Genomic DNA, 16,078 nt, shown 5'->3' with positions numbered 1-16,078 from the left:
CCAATCAACGAGAAAAACAAGATGCCGTCTATCGATCTGAATTCCGATCTTGGCGAGGGCTTCGGCACCTATCGCTGCGGCGACGACGAGGCGATGCTGTCGATCGTCACATCCGCGAACGTGGCGTGCGGCTTCCACGCCGGTGATCCCGAGGTGATGGCGCAGACGTTCGCGACGGCCCGTCAGCGCGGAGTCAATGTGGGCGCGCATCCCGGATTTCCCGACCTGTGGGGATTCGGCCGGCGCCGCCTGCCATTTTCCGTCGGTGAGATCGAGCGGCTGGTCGCCTATCAGATCGGCGCGGCCGCGGCGCTCGCGGCCTATGCCGGCCACCGCATCACCTACGTCAAGACTCACGGCGCGCTTGGCAACATCGCCTGCGAGGACCGGGCCGTGGCGGACGCGGTCGCGCGTGCTTCGCGAGCGGTCGATCGCAACCTTGCGTGTCTGGCGCCCGCGCTGAGTGAATTGATCGTCGCGAGCGAGGCCATCGGCATTGCGTCATTTCAGGAAATCTATGCCGACCGCGGCTATACCGAAGCCGGGCAGTTGATTCCGCGCGGCCAGCCGGGCGCCATGATCCTCGATCCGGAGCAGGCGGCCAAGCGAGTGATCGAGATGATCAAGGCGGGGGCGATCATCACGGCGCAGGGCACGCATCTGGCGACGCCGGTGCATTCGATCTGCGTGCACGGGGATTCCATCCATGCGGTCGAAACCGCCCGCCTGATCCGAACGCGACTGGAGCAGGCCGGAATCGTCCTGAAGCAGTTCGGAACCGGCCACGCATGAAGCCAGCGGCCAGCGCCGATCCTTCTTCGGCGGCGTCCTTTCCGCGATTTCTCAGCGCCGGCGAGACCGCCCTGGTGGTCGAGTTCGGCGATACCGTCGATCCCGTGATCAACGCGCGGGTGCTCGCGCTGGATGCGGCGCTTCGGGTCGATCCGCCGGCGGGGCTGCGCGAATGCGTTCCGACCTACCGCTCGCTGATGATTCACTACGATCCCTTGCAGCTCGATCGCGGCAGGCTGATGCGGATCGCGCGCGAAGCGGCGATCGCGGCATCGGCGCCGAGAGCAAAGCCAGCGACCTGGATTCTGCCGTGCTGTTACGAGCCGCCGTTTTCCGAAGATATCGCGGAAGCAGCGCAAATTCTGAAACTTGCACCGGACGAGATCGTCGCCCTGCACACGGGGGTGAGCTTGCGGGTCTATATGTATGGCTTTGCGCCGGGACAGCTCTATCTTGGCGGTTTGCCGGATAAGCTCGTCATCTCGCGACGGCTGGAGCCGCGCTTGCCGCATCCGGCCGGTTCGGTCTTGATCGGTGGCGGACTTGGCGTCATCGCGCCGTTCGTCATGCCGACGGGCTGGTATGTGCTCGGTTGCACGCCGGAGCGGCTCTATGCGCCGGAGCGGGAAAATCCGTTTTTCATCCAACCGGGTGACGATTTGCGGTTCGAGCCTGTCGGCGTCAGCGACTTCCGCATCCTTGAAGAGCGCGCGGGCCGCGGCGAAATCGTCGCCCGAAAGCAGGCCGGATGACATCCGATCGTAGCGCGAGCTTACGGATCATCTCGGCGGGTCCCGGTGCGACCTTGCAGGACGCGGGCCGTCACGGATATCTGCGCTATGGCATCACAGCGGCCGGGCCGATGGATGCGCTCGCGCATGCCACCGCAAACCTCGCGCTGGGGAATGCGCCAGGTGCAACCGCGATCGAGGTGTCGATCGGCGGCATCGAGCTTGCCGCGGAATCCTTGCCCGTCATGATCGCCGTTGCGGGCGGAGAATTTGCGATCAGTCTGGACGATCGCCCGTTACCTGCCGGCGGCGTCGTTGCCACGCTTGAGCCGGGCGCCGTGCTGAAGGTCCGGGCCGGGCAGAGCGGCGCCTGGTGCTATCTCGCGGTGGCCGGCGAATTCATGTTGCCGCAGGTGCTGGGCTCGCATGCCACACATGCCAGGACCGGCGTCGGCGGCATCGACGGTCGTGCGATCAGGGCAGGAGATCGATTGCCCATCGAAGTCACGCGTCGATCCGCGCTGCCGCTCGGGCGCATCGTTGCGCCATGGCTTGATCGGCCGCCGGGCATCGTGCGCGTCGTGCTCGGTCCGCAGGACGATTTCTTCGACCAGCAGCAGATCGAGGCCTTCCGCGACGGTCCGTGGACAGTTTCTCCTCGCGCCGATCGGATGGCCTTCTATCTCGATGGACCGACGCTCACACATGCGCGCGGCTACAATATCGTTTCCGACGGCATCGCGATGGGCGCGATCCAGGTGCCGGGAAACGGTCGCCCGATCGTGCTGATGGCGGATCGCCAATCGACCGGCGGCTATCCAAAGATTGCGACCGTGATCGGTCCGGATCTCGGCCGGCTCGCGCAGACGCGCGGTGGAACGCCGTTTCGGTTTGAGATCGTCTCGGTTGAGGAGGCCGTCGCCGCGCGGCGCGCGGAAGCCGCCAGCCTGGCCGAGGGCGTCGTCGTCGAGCCGATGCTGCGCAGCGAATTCTCGCCGGAGTTCCTGCTGGGGCTCAACCTGATCGACGGCGTCGTTGCCGGCGATTGACGGCTCGGGCCATCAGGCGTTCTTCTTGTTTCGCGTGCTTGCGATCAAAACCAGCATGAAGGATACCGCCGTCATCAAAGTGGAGATCGCCGCAATCGTCGGATCGATTTCGTCGCGTAGCGCGGTAAACATCCTTTTGGTCAGCGGCTGATATTGCCCGCCGGAAATGAAGATCGCGACGATCGTCTCATCCATCGCCGAGATGAACGCAAAGATGGCGCCGGCGATCACGCTTGAGCTGATCTGCGGCAATGTCACCGTAAAAAAGCTGCGCAGGCGGTTCATGCCGAGGCTGCGTGCCACCATCTCCTGCGTCATGTCGAAACTCCGCAAGCCGGCGACGACGGAAATGACGACGTAGGGCAGGCCGAGCATGACGTTGGCAAACACAAGGCCAGTCATGGTGGCGATCAGGCCGATCTTTGCATAGACGAAGAAGATGCCGACCGCGGTGATGATGATCGGCACCACCAGCGGCAACAGCAACGCGCCGTGAACAATGCGCATGATGCGCAGTTTCGACTGGCTGATGGCGTAGGCGGCGGCGACGCCGAGCGGGGTCGCAATCGCCACGGTGCAGAGCGCGACTGTCAGCGTCACCAAGGTCGCCTGCATCCAGGCGGGGTTCTCGATGTATTCCCGGTACCAGCGCAGCGACAGAGATGGCGGCGGGAAGGTCAGGAATCGCGCGCTGGAGAACGACATCGGCGCTATGATCAGGATCGGCAGGATCAGATAAAGCAGCACTGCGGCGCAAAACAGCGCGAAGACGATCCGGTGCGGCGAGGACGTCTTCATTGCACCCCCAGCACGCGATCGAGCCGAATGAACCGGCTGACCACAAAGAAGATGATCCCGACGCTGAGCAGCAGCACGACGCCGACGGCGCTTGCCGCACCCCACTGGTTGTAGAGCTCGACGTTGCGGCTCACCAGCATCGAAACCATGATGGCGCGGCCGCCGCCGAGCAGTTCTGGCGTGATGTAGAAGCCGAGGCACAGCACGAACACGAGTGTCGATCCGGCGAGCACGCCGGGCAGCGACAGCGGCAGGAAGATTCGCCGGAAGGCGTGCGAAGGACTTGCACCCAGACTAGCTCCGGCCTGCATCAGATCGGCCGGAATTTTCTGCATCGCGGCGTAAAGCGGCAGCACCATGAAGGGCAGAAGAATATGAACGGTCGCAACCACAGTGCCGAACATATTGTGCACGAGCGCCAAGGGCTCGCTGATGATGCCGAGGCTTTGCAGGAGCTGGTTGATCACGCCTGTTCGTTGCAGGAGCACCAGCCACGCATAAGCGCGCACCAGCACGCTGGTCCAGAACGGCAGCACCACCAGTGCCAAAATGACGATGCTCCAGCCTTTTGAAGCGGCGTGCGCGGCATAGGCGAGGGGGTAACCGAGCAGGAGCGCGAGCCCCGTGACCAGAAGGCTGATCTCGAAGGTGAAGAGGAACGTCTTCCAATAGATATCTTCGCTGAAGATGCGGCGGTAATTTTCGAACGTGAAGCCGTCGTGATAGATCGATTGCCAGCCGAGCCAACCGACGGGAACCACGATCAAGAGCAGCACCACCAAAAGCGCCGGCAGGCTAAGGGCCAGCATCAGGCCCTGTTCGCGGCGATAGTGCCTCAGCGATGGATCGGCGGTGGGCATCGATGGCGTGCTCTCACTTCTGCATGAAAGCCGCCCAGCGCTTTTCCGCGGCTTCGCCCTCCGGCGACGACCACCAGGCGTAGGACATCAGCGCCTGCTTCTTCACGTTGTCCGGCGAACTCGGCAGTTGGGCGGCGCGTTCGGGTTTGATCACGCCGGTGTCGAAGGCTTTTGGGTTCGCAGGCCCATAATCGATGTGAAGCGGCAGGTTGGCCTGAAGCACGGGATCGACGGCCTCGTCGAGAAAACGAACTGCTGTCGCCATGTTGGGCGCGCCCTTGAGAATGCAAAGCGAGGTACTTTGCAGAATGCCCTGGTTGTAGGTGAAGCCGACCTTGGCGCCCTCATTGGCGACGGCGCTGACGCGGCCGTTCCACGCCATCTCCATGTCGACCTCGCCGTCGTTCAATAGCTGCGCCGATTGCGCGCCGGAGGTCCACCAGACCGTGATGTGCGGCTTGATCTCATCCAGCTTCTTGAAGGCGCGGTCGACGTCGAGCGGGTAAAGCTTGTCCGGTGCAACGCCGTCCGCCATCAGGGCCGCTTCCAGCGTTGCGATCGGGTGATTGCGCAGCGCCCGGCGGCCCGGGAACTTTTTCACGTCCCAGAAATCGGCCCAGCTGTCTGGCGCCGCGCCGGCCGCAAACGTCTTCGTGCTATAGGCGAGCACGCTCGAATAGAATTCGTAAGCCACCGAGTAATCGTTGCGATAGGCAGCAGGCATCGCTGCCGCATTGGGGAGTTTTGAGAAATCGAGTTTCTCGATCAGCCCCTGCTCGCCGCCGCGCAGGCAATAGCCGGTCGGCGTATCGACGACATCCCAGGTCGGCTTGCCGCTAGCGGCCTGGGTCTTGATTACCGGCCAGGCGTCGGGCGCCGAGTCCTGGTTGACGGTGATGCCGAGCTTTTTCGCGGCCGGGTCGAGGATCGCCACCGTCTGCGCTTTTTGATACGCGCCACCTTGCGAGACGAAGGTGACTTGATCGGCCGCTCCAGCGGCGCTGATCGGGGCGAAGGTTGCAAGAAGAGTTGCAACGCCGGCGCCGAACAGCATGCGCCCGAGATGCGGAGAGTTTTGTACGATGGCCATGTTCGGTTCCTCTCTAATGATGATCAGCCGTTATTTCCCGATCGCGTCCAGAAATTGGTACCAGCCCGCAACCATCCGCACGGCCGGCTCGCGCAGCGGGTAAAGCGGAATGGTCTTGAGGCGGCTGGCGTCGAGCAGGCCGACATCCGGCCTTTCGCCGCGAACGAAGGCGGCGAGATAGCGCCCCATCAGGCTCGACATCGCCACGCCCGCGCCGTTGTAGCCCATCGAGAACAGCGTCTGTTGGTCGAGGCGGCCGATATGCGGGACGGAATCGAGCGTCATGGCAACGAGGCCCGACCATTTGAAGGCGAGTGGCAAGTCGGCCAATTCGGGGAAAATGCCGACCATGGCTTTTCGCAAGGCGACGAAAGCAGCTTCGGAATCCTGCTTCCCGAATGCGCCGCGGCCGCCGAAGATGACGCGGTTATCGACCATGCGGAACCAGCGCATCATGCGCTTGGTCTCGGTGTAGGTCCGCCCCGTCGGCATCAGGCGGCCGGCGAGATTGCGCGGCAACGGCTCGGTCGCGATGATGGCGCTGCGAAACGGAATCAACGTCCGCTGCATATGGCGCGTGGCCGGCGTCAGATCGGAGTAGCTGTTGGTGGCGATAATCGCCTGTCGCGCCCTCACGGCGCCAGATGGTGTCTCCGCAATCACGCTTCCGTTTTCTCGCCGCAGCCTGAGCACCGGCGTGTTCTGGAAGATCACGATGCCGCGGCGCGTGAGACCGTTAACGAGGCCGCGCAAATAATTCAAAGGATGAATGCCGCCGGAACCCGGATTGAGCACGCCGCCGACAAAAACACCGGAGCCGGTCTCATCGCGTACCTGATGGGCGTCGAGGATTCGAACGTCCGCGTCTCCCATCTCACGCTTCATCCATTCGGCTTCATCGATCGCCGCCTGAAGCGTGGAATGACTATGCGCGGCCTTGACTTGGCCAGAGCGCGTCAGCCGTGCTGCCGTGATGCCGAACTCCGACACCAACTCCTCGACGATGTCGACGGACTCGTGTGCGATCTCGTACATGCGCTTTGCCATGGTGCGGCCATGCGCAGTATCGATGTCGCGGAACGAGCGGCGAAATTTGGCGGTGATGACCCCGCCGTTGCGGCCGCTCGCGCCCCAGCCGGGCTGATTGGCCTCCAGCACGATCGGCCGAAGGCCGCTTTTGGCGATGTGATGGGCCGCGGACAAGCCCGTATAGCCCGCGCCGATAATCACGACTTCGGCCTGAGCGTCACCTGACAGCGATGGCAACACGCGCTCCGGCTCTGCCGTATGCGCCCATAGCGAGGCGGCCGGGGACAGCGTGTTCGTCCAGGTCTGGTCCGGGCGCGAGAGCATGTTACGCGAGAGCTCCAACGGCTGCGTCGGCAAAAGCCTTCATGGTCGGAAAATGAAAGTCGGGTTCGGTGAGGGTTGCGACTTCGGGCGTTCCGCCGAAGCCTTTCATTCCCTGGCGGCGCTCGATCCAGCACACTTTGTAACCGAGTTTCCGAGCGATCCCGATATCGTGGTGTTGGCTTTGCGCCACATGCAGGATATCGGACTGCTTGTAGCCGAACGCCGATTGCCGGCCCTTGTTGTAGGCGAAAAACTCCGGGTTCGGCTTGGCGACGCCGGTCTCGTCGGCGCAGACGGTGTCGTGGAAGGGATTGCCGAGCGCGTGAGCGTAAGCCGACAGCGCAACGCGATCGGCATTGGTCATCGCGACCAGGCGGAATTTGGTCCGCAATCGCTTCAACGCCTCGACGGAATCGGAGAAAGGCTGCCAGCGCAGCACCGCCAGCTGGAAGGCATCGCAGGCCGCGTCGTCGGCGGGAAGTTTGAGTTCGCCGGCGAGGAAGCGGTAGACATCAAACATCACCTCGCTCGATCGTTCCGGGTGCGCGTCGCGGCCGCGCTTGTAGGACGCAAAGATCTGGTCGTCGCTGAGTTCGGCCGCGGCTCTGCCTGCGATCTTGCGGACGGCGGATAGGACGCCGGTTTCGAAGTCGATCAAGGTGCCGACGACGTCGAAGGTGAGGACCTTGAAATCTGAGAACGACATGGGGGCTTCTTCTCTTTGGTTGATGCGGGGTTGAGGGATGTTCATTCGTCGGCCTTCGCAACCACGATCGTGTCTTCGGGATGAAGCGCGACCGTGATGCTGCCGCCGGGCGCAGGAATGTTCCGGTAGGCGCCGTGATGACTGGGCTGGCGGAGGCTGAGCCGCAGGCCGTCAGGGAGCGCGAGAAAGATCCGCAGGCTTTCGCCCTGATAGACGATGTCGGTGATGGTGCCCGTGAGGCGGTTCGAGGCGGGATCGGCGTTGCCGTCGTCGATCAGGAGTTTTTCGCTGTGCACCGCGAGCACAAGCCCATCGTCGTTCGGGACGGTCCGCGCGCTGCGCAGCACCGTCGAACCGAGCGCAACGCTGGAACCATCGACGCGGCGTACCGGGAGCAGGCTCGCCTCGCCGATGAAACTGGCGACAAAGGAGTTCGCGGGATGGTCGTGGAGGCGCTTCGGCTCGTCGATCTGCACGAGCCTGCCGTCCTTTAAGATGGCGACGCGGTCGCTCATTGTCAGCGCCTCGCGCTGGTCGTGGGTGACATAGACAATGGTTGCGCCGATACGCCTGTGCAGTTCGCGCAATTCGATCTGCATGGATTCCCGGAGCTGCTTGTCGAGCGCCGAGAGCGGTTCGTCCATCAGGATCAGGCGCGGCTCGAAGATCATCGCCCGCGCCAGCGCCACGCGCTGTCGCTGGCCACCGGAAAGTTGGGCGATGCCGCGGCCCTCATAACCGGTGAGGCCGACCATTGCGAGCGCAGCACGCACCTTGCCGGGCCACTCGGACTTGGGGAGGCGCCGCGCCCTCAAGGGGAAGGCGACGTTTTCGCCGACGCTCATATGCGGGAACAGCGCGTAGTTCTGGAACACGACGCCGATGTCGCGCCGGTGCGGCGGCATGTAGGTGACGTCGAGATCGCCGAAATGAATGGAGCCGGAGGAGGGCTGGACGAAGCCGCCAAGCATGCCAAGAAGGGTGGTCTTGCCGGACCCTGACGGGCCGAGCAGCGAGACGAACTCGCCGGCGGCGACGCTAAGAGAGACGTCGTCGAGCGCGCGCACGGGTCCGTAATTCTTGCTGGCGCGCCGGATTTCGACCCTTTCGGCCCGCTTGTTCGATGATGGACCCGTCATCCGTCTCCCGCCTCAAGGTGAAGGCGACATCAAAACCGGCATGATTTCGTCTTATAGTCGACCAGCCGCGGCAATGAGCGCGAAGCTTGCGCCGCCGCGCGATGGCTGGCATTTGCCTCTTCTTCTGTCGGGCTCTTAGCCAAATGCAATCAGACTTGGCACTTTCCGGCAATTGCCAAATTCTCACCGCGGGCATAATCTGATGTTATGCCAGACCTTCGCCGGATGCTGCCTTCGAGCAATGCGCTGTTCGTGTTCGACGCGGCCGCGCGCAACGGCAGCTTTACGGCGGCGGCCGCCGAACTGAATGTCACCCAGCCTGCGGTCAGCCGGATGCTCGGACAGTTCGAGGAGCATCTCGGCGTGCGCCTGTTCGATCGCGCGCAAGGCCGCGCCGTGCTGACGGAAGAAGGCGAACTGCTCTACCGGCGCGTGGTCGATGGATTCCGCAGCATCGAGAGCGGGCTGATCGAGATCGAGCGGCGGCGCAAGGGCACTGAAACCGTCACGCTTTCGGTGTCCTCGGCGTTCACCACGCATTGGCTGATGCCGCGCATCGACAAGCTGCAGCGGCAATTTCCAACCGTCGATCTTCGCTTCCAGTTGATATCGGGAGCGCTGCGAGGTGCGGTCGAGAATGTCGATCTCGGCATGCGCTTCCGCGATCGCGACGAGCCGGGCGCCGGCGGGACGCTCGTCATGAACGAGGTGATGCTGCCGATCTGCAGTCCTGGCTACCGCAATGCCGACGATGGCGAGCCGCCGGAAGGCAACACCATCATCAAGCTTGCCGACACGCCCGGCGATTGGGCGCAAGACTATCCGCGCTTTCTCACCAAGCGATCCGGCCCGACCAAGATGCTCAGCTTCACCGACTATGCCGTGGTCGTGCAGGCGGCGTTGCTCGGACAGGGCATTGCGCTCGGCTGGCTCACGGTGGCCTCGCACTGGTTATTGACCGGCGCGCTGGTGCCGGCGGCGGATAGCCTCTCCACCACGCGCCGCGTCTGCGAATTTCTAGCCCCGCGTAACCGCTCGATGCGTCCTGTCGCCGCCGAGATCAAGGACTGGATCGTCGAGCAGATGCGACACGAAGTGTCGCAGATCGACCGCCTCTATCCGCATCTGAACCTGATGACGGTCTGCTATTGAACACCGGAATGGCGGCATCGTAGCCTCGATCACCAGCATTTGCGCCCACTTTCGTCGCTTGGCGGTGCCGGGCCGTCTGCCCAAAGCAACTCATCCTCCGGTCATGCGTTTCTCATCGGTGCCTTCCCGATGGAACCATTGCCATGGACGCGCATCCGGCCGGCGACGGCCCGACCGTGCGCCGATCCTCGAGATTGCTGTTCCGCCTCACCGCCGCTGTGCTTGTGGGTGCAATCGTCATTGGATTGGCTGCGACGGGTTGGCTGCTCGCCGGCATTCGCTGGCCTTCCGCCGCCGAAGTCACCTCGCGCCGCGTTGTCCTGCTGACCTCCGCCGACGGCCATGATCTCTTTCACAACGGGAACCTGCAGCTTGCGCCGGTCGATGCGAAGGACATGCCGGCCAATGTCGTCAATGCCGTGCTCAGCGTGGAGGATCGGCGCTTCTTCCAGCACGCGGGCATTAGGCCGCTCTCAACGCTGCGGGCGTTCAGCGCGAATCTCAAGGCTGGCAGGATCGTCGCGGGCGGCAGCACCATCACCCAGCAACTGGTGAAGAACCTGTTTCTCGGTCCGCAGCGGACCTACAAGCGCAAATTCGAAGAGGCGGCGATCGCGATCTGGCTCGAGCATCGCTTGTCGAAGGACGAGATCCTCACGAGTTACCTCAATAATGTCTACCTTGGCTCGGGCGCGATCGGCTTTCCGGCCGCCGCGAAGATCTACTTCAGCAAGGATGTAGCTCATCTGAGCGTTGCCGAAGCCGCGATGCTTGCGGGAATGATCAGCGCCCCAAGCCATGACGATCCCTTTCACGATCTCAAAGCAGCGCGGAGCCGCGCCGCACGCGTTCTCGATTCGATGGTCGCTAACGGCAAGTTGACGGAGGATGCGGCGCTGCTGGCAAAGCTGCACCCGGCAACACCCAACTCAACCGAAATTTCACCGGAGTCGAGCGGCTGGTTTGTCGATTGGGTCTACAACAATACGTATCCGATCATTCCAAAGCTTGGGGGAACGGTTCGCCTTCGCACGACGATCGATCTGCGTTTGCAACAGGCGGCAGCAAACATCGTCAAGTCAACCCTCGGCAAATATGGCGCCGAGAAGCATGCGGGCCAGGCGGCGCTCGTGGCGATGCGGCCCGATGGCGCAGTCGTCGCCATGGTCGGAGGGCTGAGCTACGCTGCAAGCCAGTACAACCGCGCAGTCGAAGCCCGCCGGCAACCCGGCTCCGCGTTCAAGCTGTTCGACTATTACGCGGCGCTGCGCCAGGGCTATAAATCCGACAACGAAATTCTCGATGCGCCGGTCGACATCAATGGCTGGCGTCCCGGGAACTATGGGCGGCATAATCACGGTGAGGTCACGCTCGCGGAAGCCTTCGCCAATTCGCTCAACGACGCCACCGTACGGCTGTCGCAGCAGGTCGGTATCGGCGCGGTGATTTCGGCTGCGCGGGACCTCGGTCTGCATGCGCCGCTTGCAAACAATCCGAGCCTGGCGCTGGGCACTGCCGAGGTGACGCTGCTCGATCTGACGTCGGCCTACGCCGCGGTGCGCGCCGGCAAGGCGCCTGTCACCCCGCGCGGCATTTCCGCGATCAAGACCCCGAACGACCGCGACTTCGTGTCGTTCGATGCTGCCAGCCAGTCGCGGCATGACCTTGGGCCGTATCAAAATGAACTCATCGACCTGCTGCGGGGAGTTGTGGAGCACGGCACGGGTCGTGCCGCCGCGCTATCGGGATTTGCCGCAGGCAAGACCGGAACGACACAAGACTACAAGGATGCGTGGTTCGTCGGATTTGACGATTCCCTTGTTGTCGGTGTCTGGGTTGGAAACGATGATCACACTCCGATGAAGAAGATCACCGGTGGGACGCTACCAGCCATGATCTGGAAGGATTTCATGGAGAAGGCGCACACGCCGAGCGCCCCCAGCACGACCGAGGTCAATGCGACCCTGCCGCCGCGCGTTCCGGGGAATACCGTTGGACAGGCGCACGCGCCGGTCGCATCCGCCGGGGACCAAGAGCAGCCGCCCTCCGACACCGGGGACGCCCGGTGCAATATCCCGGTCTGCGAGGGATTCTACCACTCGTTCCGCGCGTCGGATTGCACTTATCAACCCTATGACGGTGGGCCGCGACAATATTGCGCGCGATGAACGCGAAATGAGACGCGGCGGCCGTTACGCGACGCGGCGTCTTAAGCGTCGTAGTTTACGGACTGTGACCGCCCGTTGCCATCGGCCAATATCGTCGGAACCGATGGCCGGCTTTGGCGCACAAATCGGAACCGCAAGCTGCGGCTAAACCAGCTCGGTCAGCTCGTCGACGACCGCCAGCGCTCCCGAGAAATCGTCATCGCGAAAATATTCGCTGCGGCTGATCAACACCGGGATTCCGGCTGATGAGGCGGCCTTCAGGCCGTTGGCGGAATCCTCGATCGCAAGGCAGTCGTTCGCAGGGTGTCCAAGCCTTGCGAGGACCTCGAGATAGACGTCCGGCGCCGGTTTCTTGGCCGCGACGTCGTCGCCGGCAACAACGGCGGCGAACAGGTTGCGCCAGTTGCGATCCAAGGCCACCGACAACAGCTCGTCGATATTGCTTGATGTCGTTGTGGTCGCGATCGCAAGCGTCTGCCCGCGCGCAAGGGCATTGCGGATCAAGGCTGCCACGCCGGGCCGCAGCCGGCAGGTGTGCTGGGCGATCAGCCGGCCGTAGTGCGTTGTCTTCAGCCGGTGCAATGCGGCTACGTCGGGATCGGACAGGAAGACCCTGGGATAGCGTGTCCGGCCAAAGGCCTGAATGCGCTCCTTGCCGCCGGTTGTCCGCAAGAGTTTCTTGTAAGTCCGGTGGTCCCAATACCAGTCAAGACCGGCTTCCGTGAACGCCGCGTTGAAGGCGCGGCGATGAATGCCCTCGGTCTCGGCAAGCGTGCCGTCGACATCGAGCACGAGCGCTGATGCCCGCGCGACTCGATCTTTCAAACTGCATGGGCGGAGCAGTGCCGACAGTGTCTCGACATTCATGGCGCGGCACCCTCCTTGTCGGACCCGCCGGAGAAAACCCGGCTCGCCAACACATCATTCGCCTCGATCGCCATCAGATCGTCGGAGCTAAGAACGCGGTCGAGATTGGACACCAGCCGGTTGGCCTGCCGCAGCCTGATCCGGTCCAGCGCGTTGCGGATCGAGCGCGCGTTAGAGAACAGCGGCTGCGACTTGCGTAAGCCGATGTAACGGGTGAAAGCCTCGCGCGCCTCCACCGAGAACCGGTATTTCTGTTCGACCAGCATCAATTCGGCGATCGCGAGCAATTCGGCTTCGGAATAGTCGGGGAAATCGATGTGATGGGCGATGCGGGAACGGAATCCCGGATTGCTCTGGAAGAACCGCTCCATGCGGTCGCGATATCCGGCGAGCACCACAACGAGATCTTCGCGCTGCGCTTCCATCACCTGGAGCAGGATTTCGATCGCCTCCTGGCCGTAGTCGCGCTCGTTCTCCGGCCGGTAGAGATAATAGGCCTCGTCGATGAACAGCACACCGCCCATCGCCTTCTTCAGTATCTCCTTGGTCTTCGGCGCGGTGTGACCGATGTACTGGCCCACCAGATCGTCGCGCGTGACGCTGATGACATGGCCGCGACGGACAAAGCCGAGGCGGTGCAGAATGCCGGCCATCCGCATTGCCACCGTGGTCTTGCCGGTGCCGGGATTTCCGGTGAACGACATGTGCAGCGTCGGGTAGGTGGTGGCGAGCGACATCTTCTGGCGGATGCGCTCGACCAGCAGCAGCGAAGCAATCTCGCGGATGCGGTTTTTCACCGGCAGAAGCCCGATCAATTCCTGATCGAGCTGCGCCAGGATCGGCGCGATCTCGACGGCCTCGAACTCCTGCCGCAGATCGACGGAGGAGGGGGCGGCGGATCCGCCACCTGCTTCGCGCGCGACGGCCTGAAGATTGGGATGAGCCATGATTGTCGCCCTTTACGACTAGAGCTCCGATTCCGAAGTTCGCAAGCAATCGCAGCAGCCTCTGATGCGAACTTCGGAATCAAAGGAGCTCTAGCAACATATTGATTCTAGTGCGGCTTTGAATTTGAAGTGCCTACAACGAACTTGCAGCGTAACTGGAAGGAACTTCAAATTCGCCGCACTAGTAGCGCTCGCCCTCGGGACGATCGGCGGCATAAGCGCGCGTCGCGTAGCGGATGTTGCGCCCGGCCGCCTCTTGCCGGTCGAGCCGGAATCCGGGCTCCTCTTTCGGCCGGTTGACGATGAACGAGAGCCTCACCGACTCCCAGCCGTGACTTGAATCGAAGCCGGAGATGCGGATGTAGCGATCGCCATAGACGCGCCGGCAGTCGCTGAGCTCTTTCATGATGCCGGCCGCGTCGCGCAGGTCGAACATCGGCAGTCCCCACATCTCCCAATAGGTGTTGCGGGGATGCGGGTCATCGGTGAACTCGATGTTCACCGCCCAGCCTTTGTCGAGGCAGTATTGAACCTGGCTCTTGATCTGCTCGTCGGTCAGATCGGGGAGGAACGAGAAGCATCCTTGGGTCACACGCATTTGAGAGTTTCCTTTTCACATCGCGATGGAGGGCGTGGGAACGAAGTCGGGCGAATCCGTCGATTCATAATTGAACGTGACGTCCTTCCAGACTTCGAGCGCTTCGCGCAGGGGCGTGCAGGACAGTGCCGCCTTGGCCAGGATCTCCGGACCCCCGTGCACGTAGTCGCGGCCCTCGTTGCGGGCGAGGATCATCGCCTCCAGAGCGACGCGGTTGGCGGTCGCGCCCGCCTGGATGCCGCGCGGATGGCCGATGGTTCCGCCCCCGAATTGCAGCACCACATCCTCACCGAGGAGTTCGAGCAGCTGGTGCATCTGGCCGGCGTGAATGCCGCCGGAGGCGACCGGCATCAGTTTGTTGAGGCTGGCCCAATGCTGGTCGAAGAAGATGCCGTGCTCGAGTTTGGTCGGATTGAAGTCCTCGCGGCACACGTCGTAATAGCCGCGCGTGGTGTTCGGATCGCCTTCGAGCTTGCCGACCACCGTGCCGGCATGGATGTGATCGACGCCAGCGAGCCGCATCCACTTGGCAATGACACGGAACGACACGCCGTGGCTGCGCTGGCGCGTATAGGTGGAGTGGCCGGCGCGATGCAGATGCAGGATCATGTCGTGCCTGCGCGCCCATTTCGCCATCGACTGGATCGCGGTGTAGCCGATCACGAGATCGATCATGATGATGTTGGAGCCGATTTCGCGGGCGAATGCCGCGCGTTCGTACATGTCCTCCATCGTCGCCGCGGTGACGTTGAGATAGGTGCCCTTGATTTCGCCGGTTGCTGCTTGCGCGCGATTGACGGCCTCCATGCAGTAGAGGAAGCGTTCGCGCCAATGCATGAAGGGTTGCGAGTTGATGTTCTCGTCGTCCTTGGTGAAATCGAGACCGCCCTTCAGTGCCTCGTAGACGACGCGGCCGTAATTGCGGCCGGACAGACCGAGCTTTGGCTTCACGGTCGCGCCGAGCAGCGGACGGCCGAACTTGTCGAGCCGCTCGCGCTCGACAACGATCCCGGTTGCCGGTCCCTGGAATGTCTTCACATAGGCGACGGGAAAGCGCATGTCCTCCAGTCGCAACGCCTTGAGGGGCTTGAAGCCGAACACGTTGCCGATGATTGACGCCGACAAGTTGGCGATCGAGCCCGGCTCGAACAGATCGAGGTCGTAGGCGATGTAAGCGAAGTAGCTGCCCGGCGAATTCGGCACCGGATCGACGCGATAGCACTTGGCGCGGTATTTCTCCGCCGCGGTCAGGCGATCGGTCCACACCACGGTCCAGGTCGCGGTTGATGACTCGCCGGCGACCGCGGCGCAAGCCTCGGTCGGATCGACGCCGTCCTGCGGCGTCACGCGGAACAGCGCGATGACGTCGGTGTCCTTGGGCTCGTAGTCCGGCTCGTAGTAGCCCATGCGCTTGTATTCCATCACGCCGGACTTGTAGCGATCCTTGCCGCGCACCGTGATCGATTCATGTTTCATCTGACACTCCTTCTGTTTTGGTCGACGGACGTCAGGCCGCCTCTGTCATGCGCTCGATTTTCGGATCGAGCGCGCCCGAGCGATAGCGACACGCCATTTCGGCAAGCGGGATGGGCTTGATGCGATCCGCCTTGCCGGCGGTGCCGAATTGCTCGAAGCGCTCGCGACACAGTTCGCGCAGCGCGTCCATCGCGGGCTTGAGGAATTTGCGCGGATCGAACTCGCTTTTCGACTGCGAGGCCACCTTGCGAAAGATCGCGGTCATCGCCAGCCGGCAGTCGGTGTCGATATTGACCTTGCGCACGCCGTGCTTGATGCCGCGCACGATCTCCTCGACCGGGACGCCCCAGGT

The 16,078-nt window shown here is 63.0% G+C and carries 16 protein-coding genes; 5 read left to right on the top strand and 11 right to left on the bottom strand.

Features of this window, described 5'->3' with window-relative positions:
• The first annotated feature begins 21 nt into the window (after positions 1–21).
• Genes VFB05_RS10450 through VFB05_RS10440 form a run of 3 tightly spaced genes read left to right on the top strand, consistent with a single transcriptional unit; the run spans position 22 to position 2,572 of the window.
• Positions 22–792 carry a 5-oxoprolinase subunit PxpA gene (locus VFB05_RS10450; RefSeq protein WP_325011868.1) on the top strand — a complete coding sequence of 257 codons (771 nt, stop codon included), beginning with the start codon at positions 22–24 and terminating at the stop codon, positions 790–792.
• Entirely contained in the window at positions 789–1,544 is a 756-nt protein-coding gene (locus VFB05_RS10445; RefSeq protein ID WP_325011866.1) for an allophanate hydrolase subunit 1, read from the top strand. The genes VFB05_RS10450 and VFB05_RS10445 overlap by 4 nt, the downstream gene beginning before the upstream one ends.
• Positions 1,541–2,572 carry a biotin-dependent carboxyltransferase family protein gene (locus tag VFB05_RS10440; RefSeq protein ID WP_325011864.1) on the top strand — a complete coding sequence of 344 codons (1,032 nt, stop codon included), beginning with the start codon at positions 1,541–1,543 and terminating at the stop codon, positions 2,570–2,572. Before VFB05_RS10445 ends, VFB05_RS10440 begins: the two co-directional genes overlap by 4 nt.
• A 12-nt stretch (positions 2,573–2,584) precedes the next feature.
• Here the strand turns inward: VFB05_RS10440 and VFB05_RS10435 are convergent, their stop codons facing one another.
• From VFB05_RS10435 to VFB05_RS10410, 6 genes are all read right to left on the bottom strand, one after another.
• The gene (locus VFB05_RS10435) at positions 2,585–3,370 is read right to left on the bottom strand and encodes an ABC transporter permease (RefSeq protein ID WP_325011862.1); all 786 of its coding nucleotides are present in this window, start codon (positions 3,368–3,370) and stop codon (positions 2,585–2,587) included.
• Complete coding sequence (locus VFB05_RS10430) at positions 3,367–4,230, bottom strand: ABC transporter permease (protein ID WP_325011860.1); 864 nt, start codon at positions 4,228–4,230, stop codon at positions 3,367–3,369. Before VFB05_RS10430 ends, VFB05_RS10435 begins: the two co-directional genes overlap by 4 nt.
• 13 nt (positions 4,231–4,243) lie before the next feature.
• Complete coding sequence (locus VFB05_RS10425) at positions 4,244–5,284, bottom strand: ABC transporter substrate-binding protein (protein ID WP_325011888.1); 1,041 nt, start codon at positions 5,282–5,284, stop codon at positions 4,244–4,246.
• 66 nt (positions 5,285–5,350) lie between these two features.
• A complete protein-coding gene (locus VFB05_RS10420) occupies positions 5,351–6,673 on the bottom strand; it encodes an FAD-binding oxidoreductase (protein WP_325011858.1) in 1,323 nt (440 codons plus the stop codon).
• Position 6,674: 1 nt separating this feature from the next.
• Positions 6,675–7,379, bottom strand: coding sequence for an HAD family hydrolase (locus VFB05_RS10415; RefSeq protein WP_325011856.1), 705 nt, complete (start codon positions 7,377–7,379; stop codon positions 6,675–6,677).
• 41 nt (positions 7,380–7,420) lie between these two features.
• A complete protein-coding gene (locus VFB05_RS10410) occupies positions 7,421–8,518 on the bottom strand; it encodes an ABC transporter ATP-binding protein (protein WP_325011854.1) in 1,098 nt (365 codons plus the stop codon).
• Positions 8,519–8,725: 207 nt separating this feature from the next.
• Between VFB05_RS10410 and VFB05_RS10405 the strand changes: the two genes are divergently transcribed.
• Together VFB05_RS10405 and VFB05_RS10400 are read left to right on the top strand one after the other, a co-directional pair.
• The gene (locus VFB05_RS10405; protein ID WP_325011852.1) at positions 8,726–9,670 is read left to right on the top strand and encodes a LysR family transcriptional regulator; all 945 of its coding nucleotides are present in this window, start codon (positions 8,726–8,728) and stop codon (positions 9,668–9,670) included.
• A gap of 143 nt (positions 9,671–9,813) precedes the next feature.
• Positions 9,814–11,838: a PBP1A family penicillin-binding protein gene (locus tag VFB05_RS10400; RefSeq protein WP_325011850.1), complete on the top strand. Its 2,025-nt coding sequence runs from the start codon at positions 9,814–9,816 to the stop codon at positions 11,836–11,838.
• 144 nt (positions 11,839–11,982) lie between these two features.
• On the opposite strand, the gene VFB05_RS10395 is transcribed toward VFB05_RS10400, so the two are convergent.
• From VFB05_RS10395 to VFB05_RS10375, 5 genes are all read right to left on the bottom strand, one after another.
• Positions 11,983–12,705: an HAD-IA family hydrolase gene (locus VFB05_RS10395; protein ID WP_325011849.1), complete on the bottom strand. Its 723-nt coding sequence runs from the start codon at positions 12,703–12,705 to the stop codon at positions 11,983–11,985.
• A complete protein-coding gene (gene cbbX, locus VFB05_RS10390; RefSeq protein ID WP_325011847.1) occupies positions 12,702–13,652 on the bottom strand; it encodes a CbbX protein in 951 nt (316 codons plus the stop codon). Before cbbX ends, VFB05_RS10395 begins: the two co-directional genes overlap by 4 nt.
• A 181-nt stretch (positions 13,653–13,833) precedes the next feature.
• On the bottom strand, positions 13,834–14,250 hold the full coding sequence (locus tag VFB05_RS10385) for a ribulose bisphosphate carboxylase small subunit (RefSeq protein ID WP_325011845.1): 417 nt from the start codon (positions 14,248–14,250) through the stop codon (positions 13,834–13,836).
• 15 nt (positions 14,251–14,265) lie between these two features.
• Entirely contained in the window at positions 14,266–15,726 is a 1,461-nt protein-coding gene (locus VFB05_RS10380; protein WP_325011843.1) for a form I ribulose bisphosphate carboxylase large subunit, read from the bottom strand.
• A gap of 31 nt (positions 15,727–15,757) precedes the next feature.
• Positions 15,758–16,078, bottom strand: a 321-nt coding sequence (locus VFB05_RS10375; RefSeq protein WP_325011841.1) for a class II fructose-bisphosphate aldolase, incomplete at its 5' end; no start/stop codon positions are given.

Source organism: Bradyrhizobium sp. (assembly GCF_035652035.1).
In the GTDB taxonomy this organism is placed as follows: Bacteria; Pseudomonadota; Alphaproteobacteria; order Rhizobiales; family Xanthobacteraceae; genus Bradyrhizobium.
The sequence above is the reverse complement of the archived record's forward strand: the minus strand, read 5'-3'. Positions and strand labels throughout refer to the sequence as shown.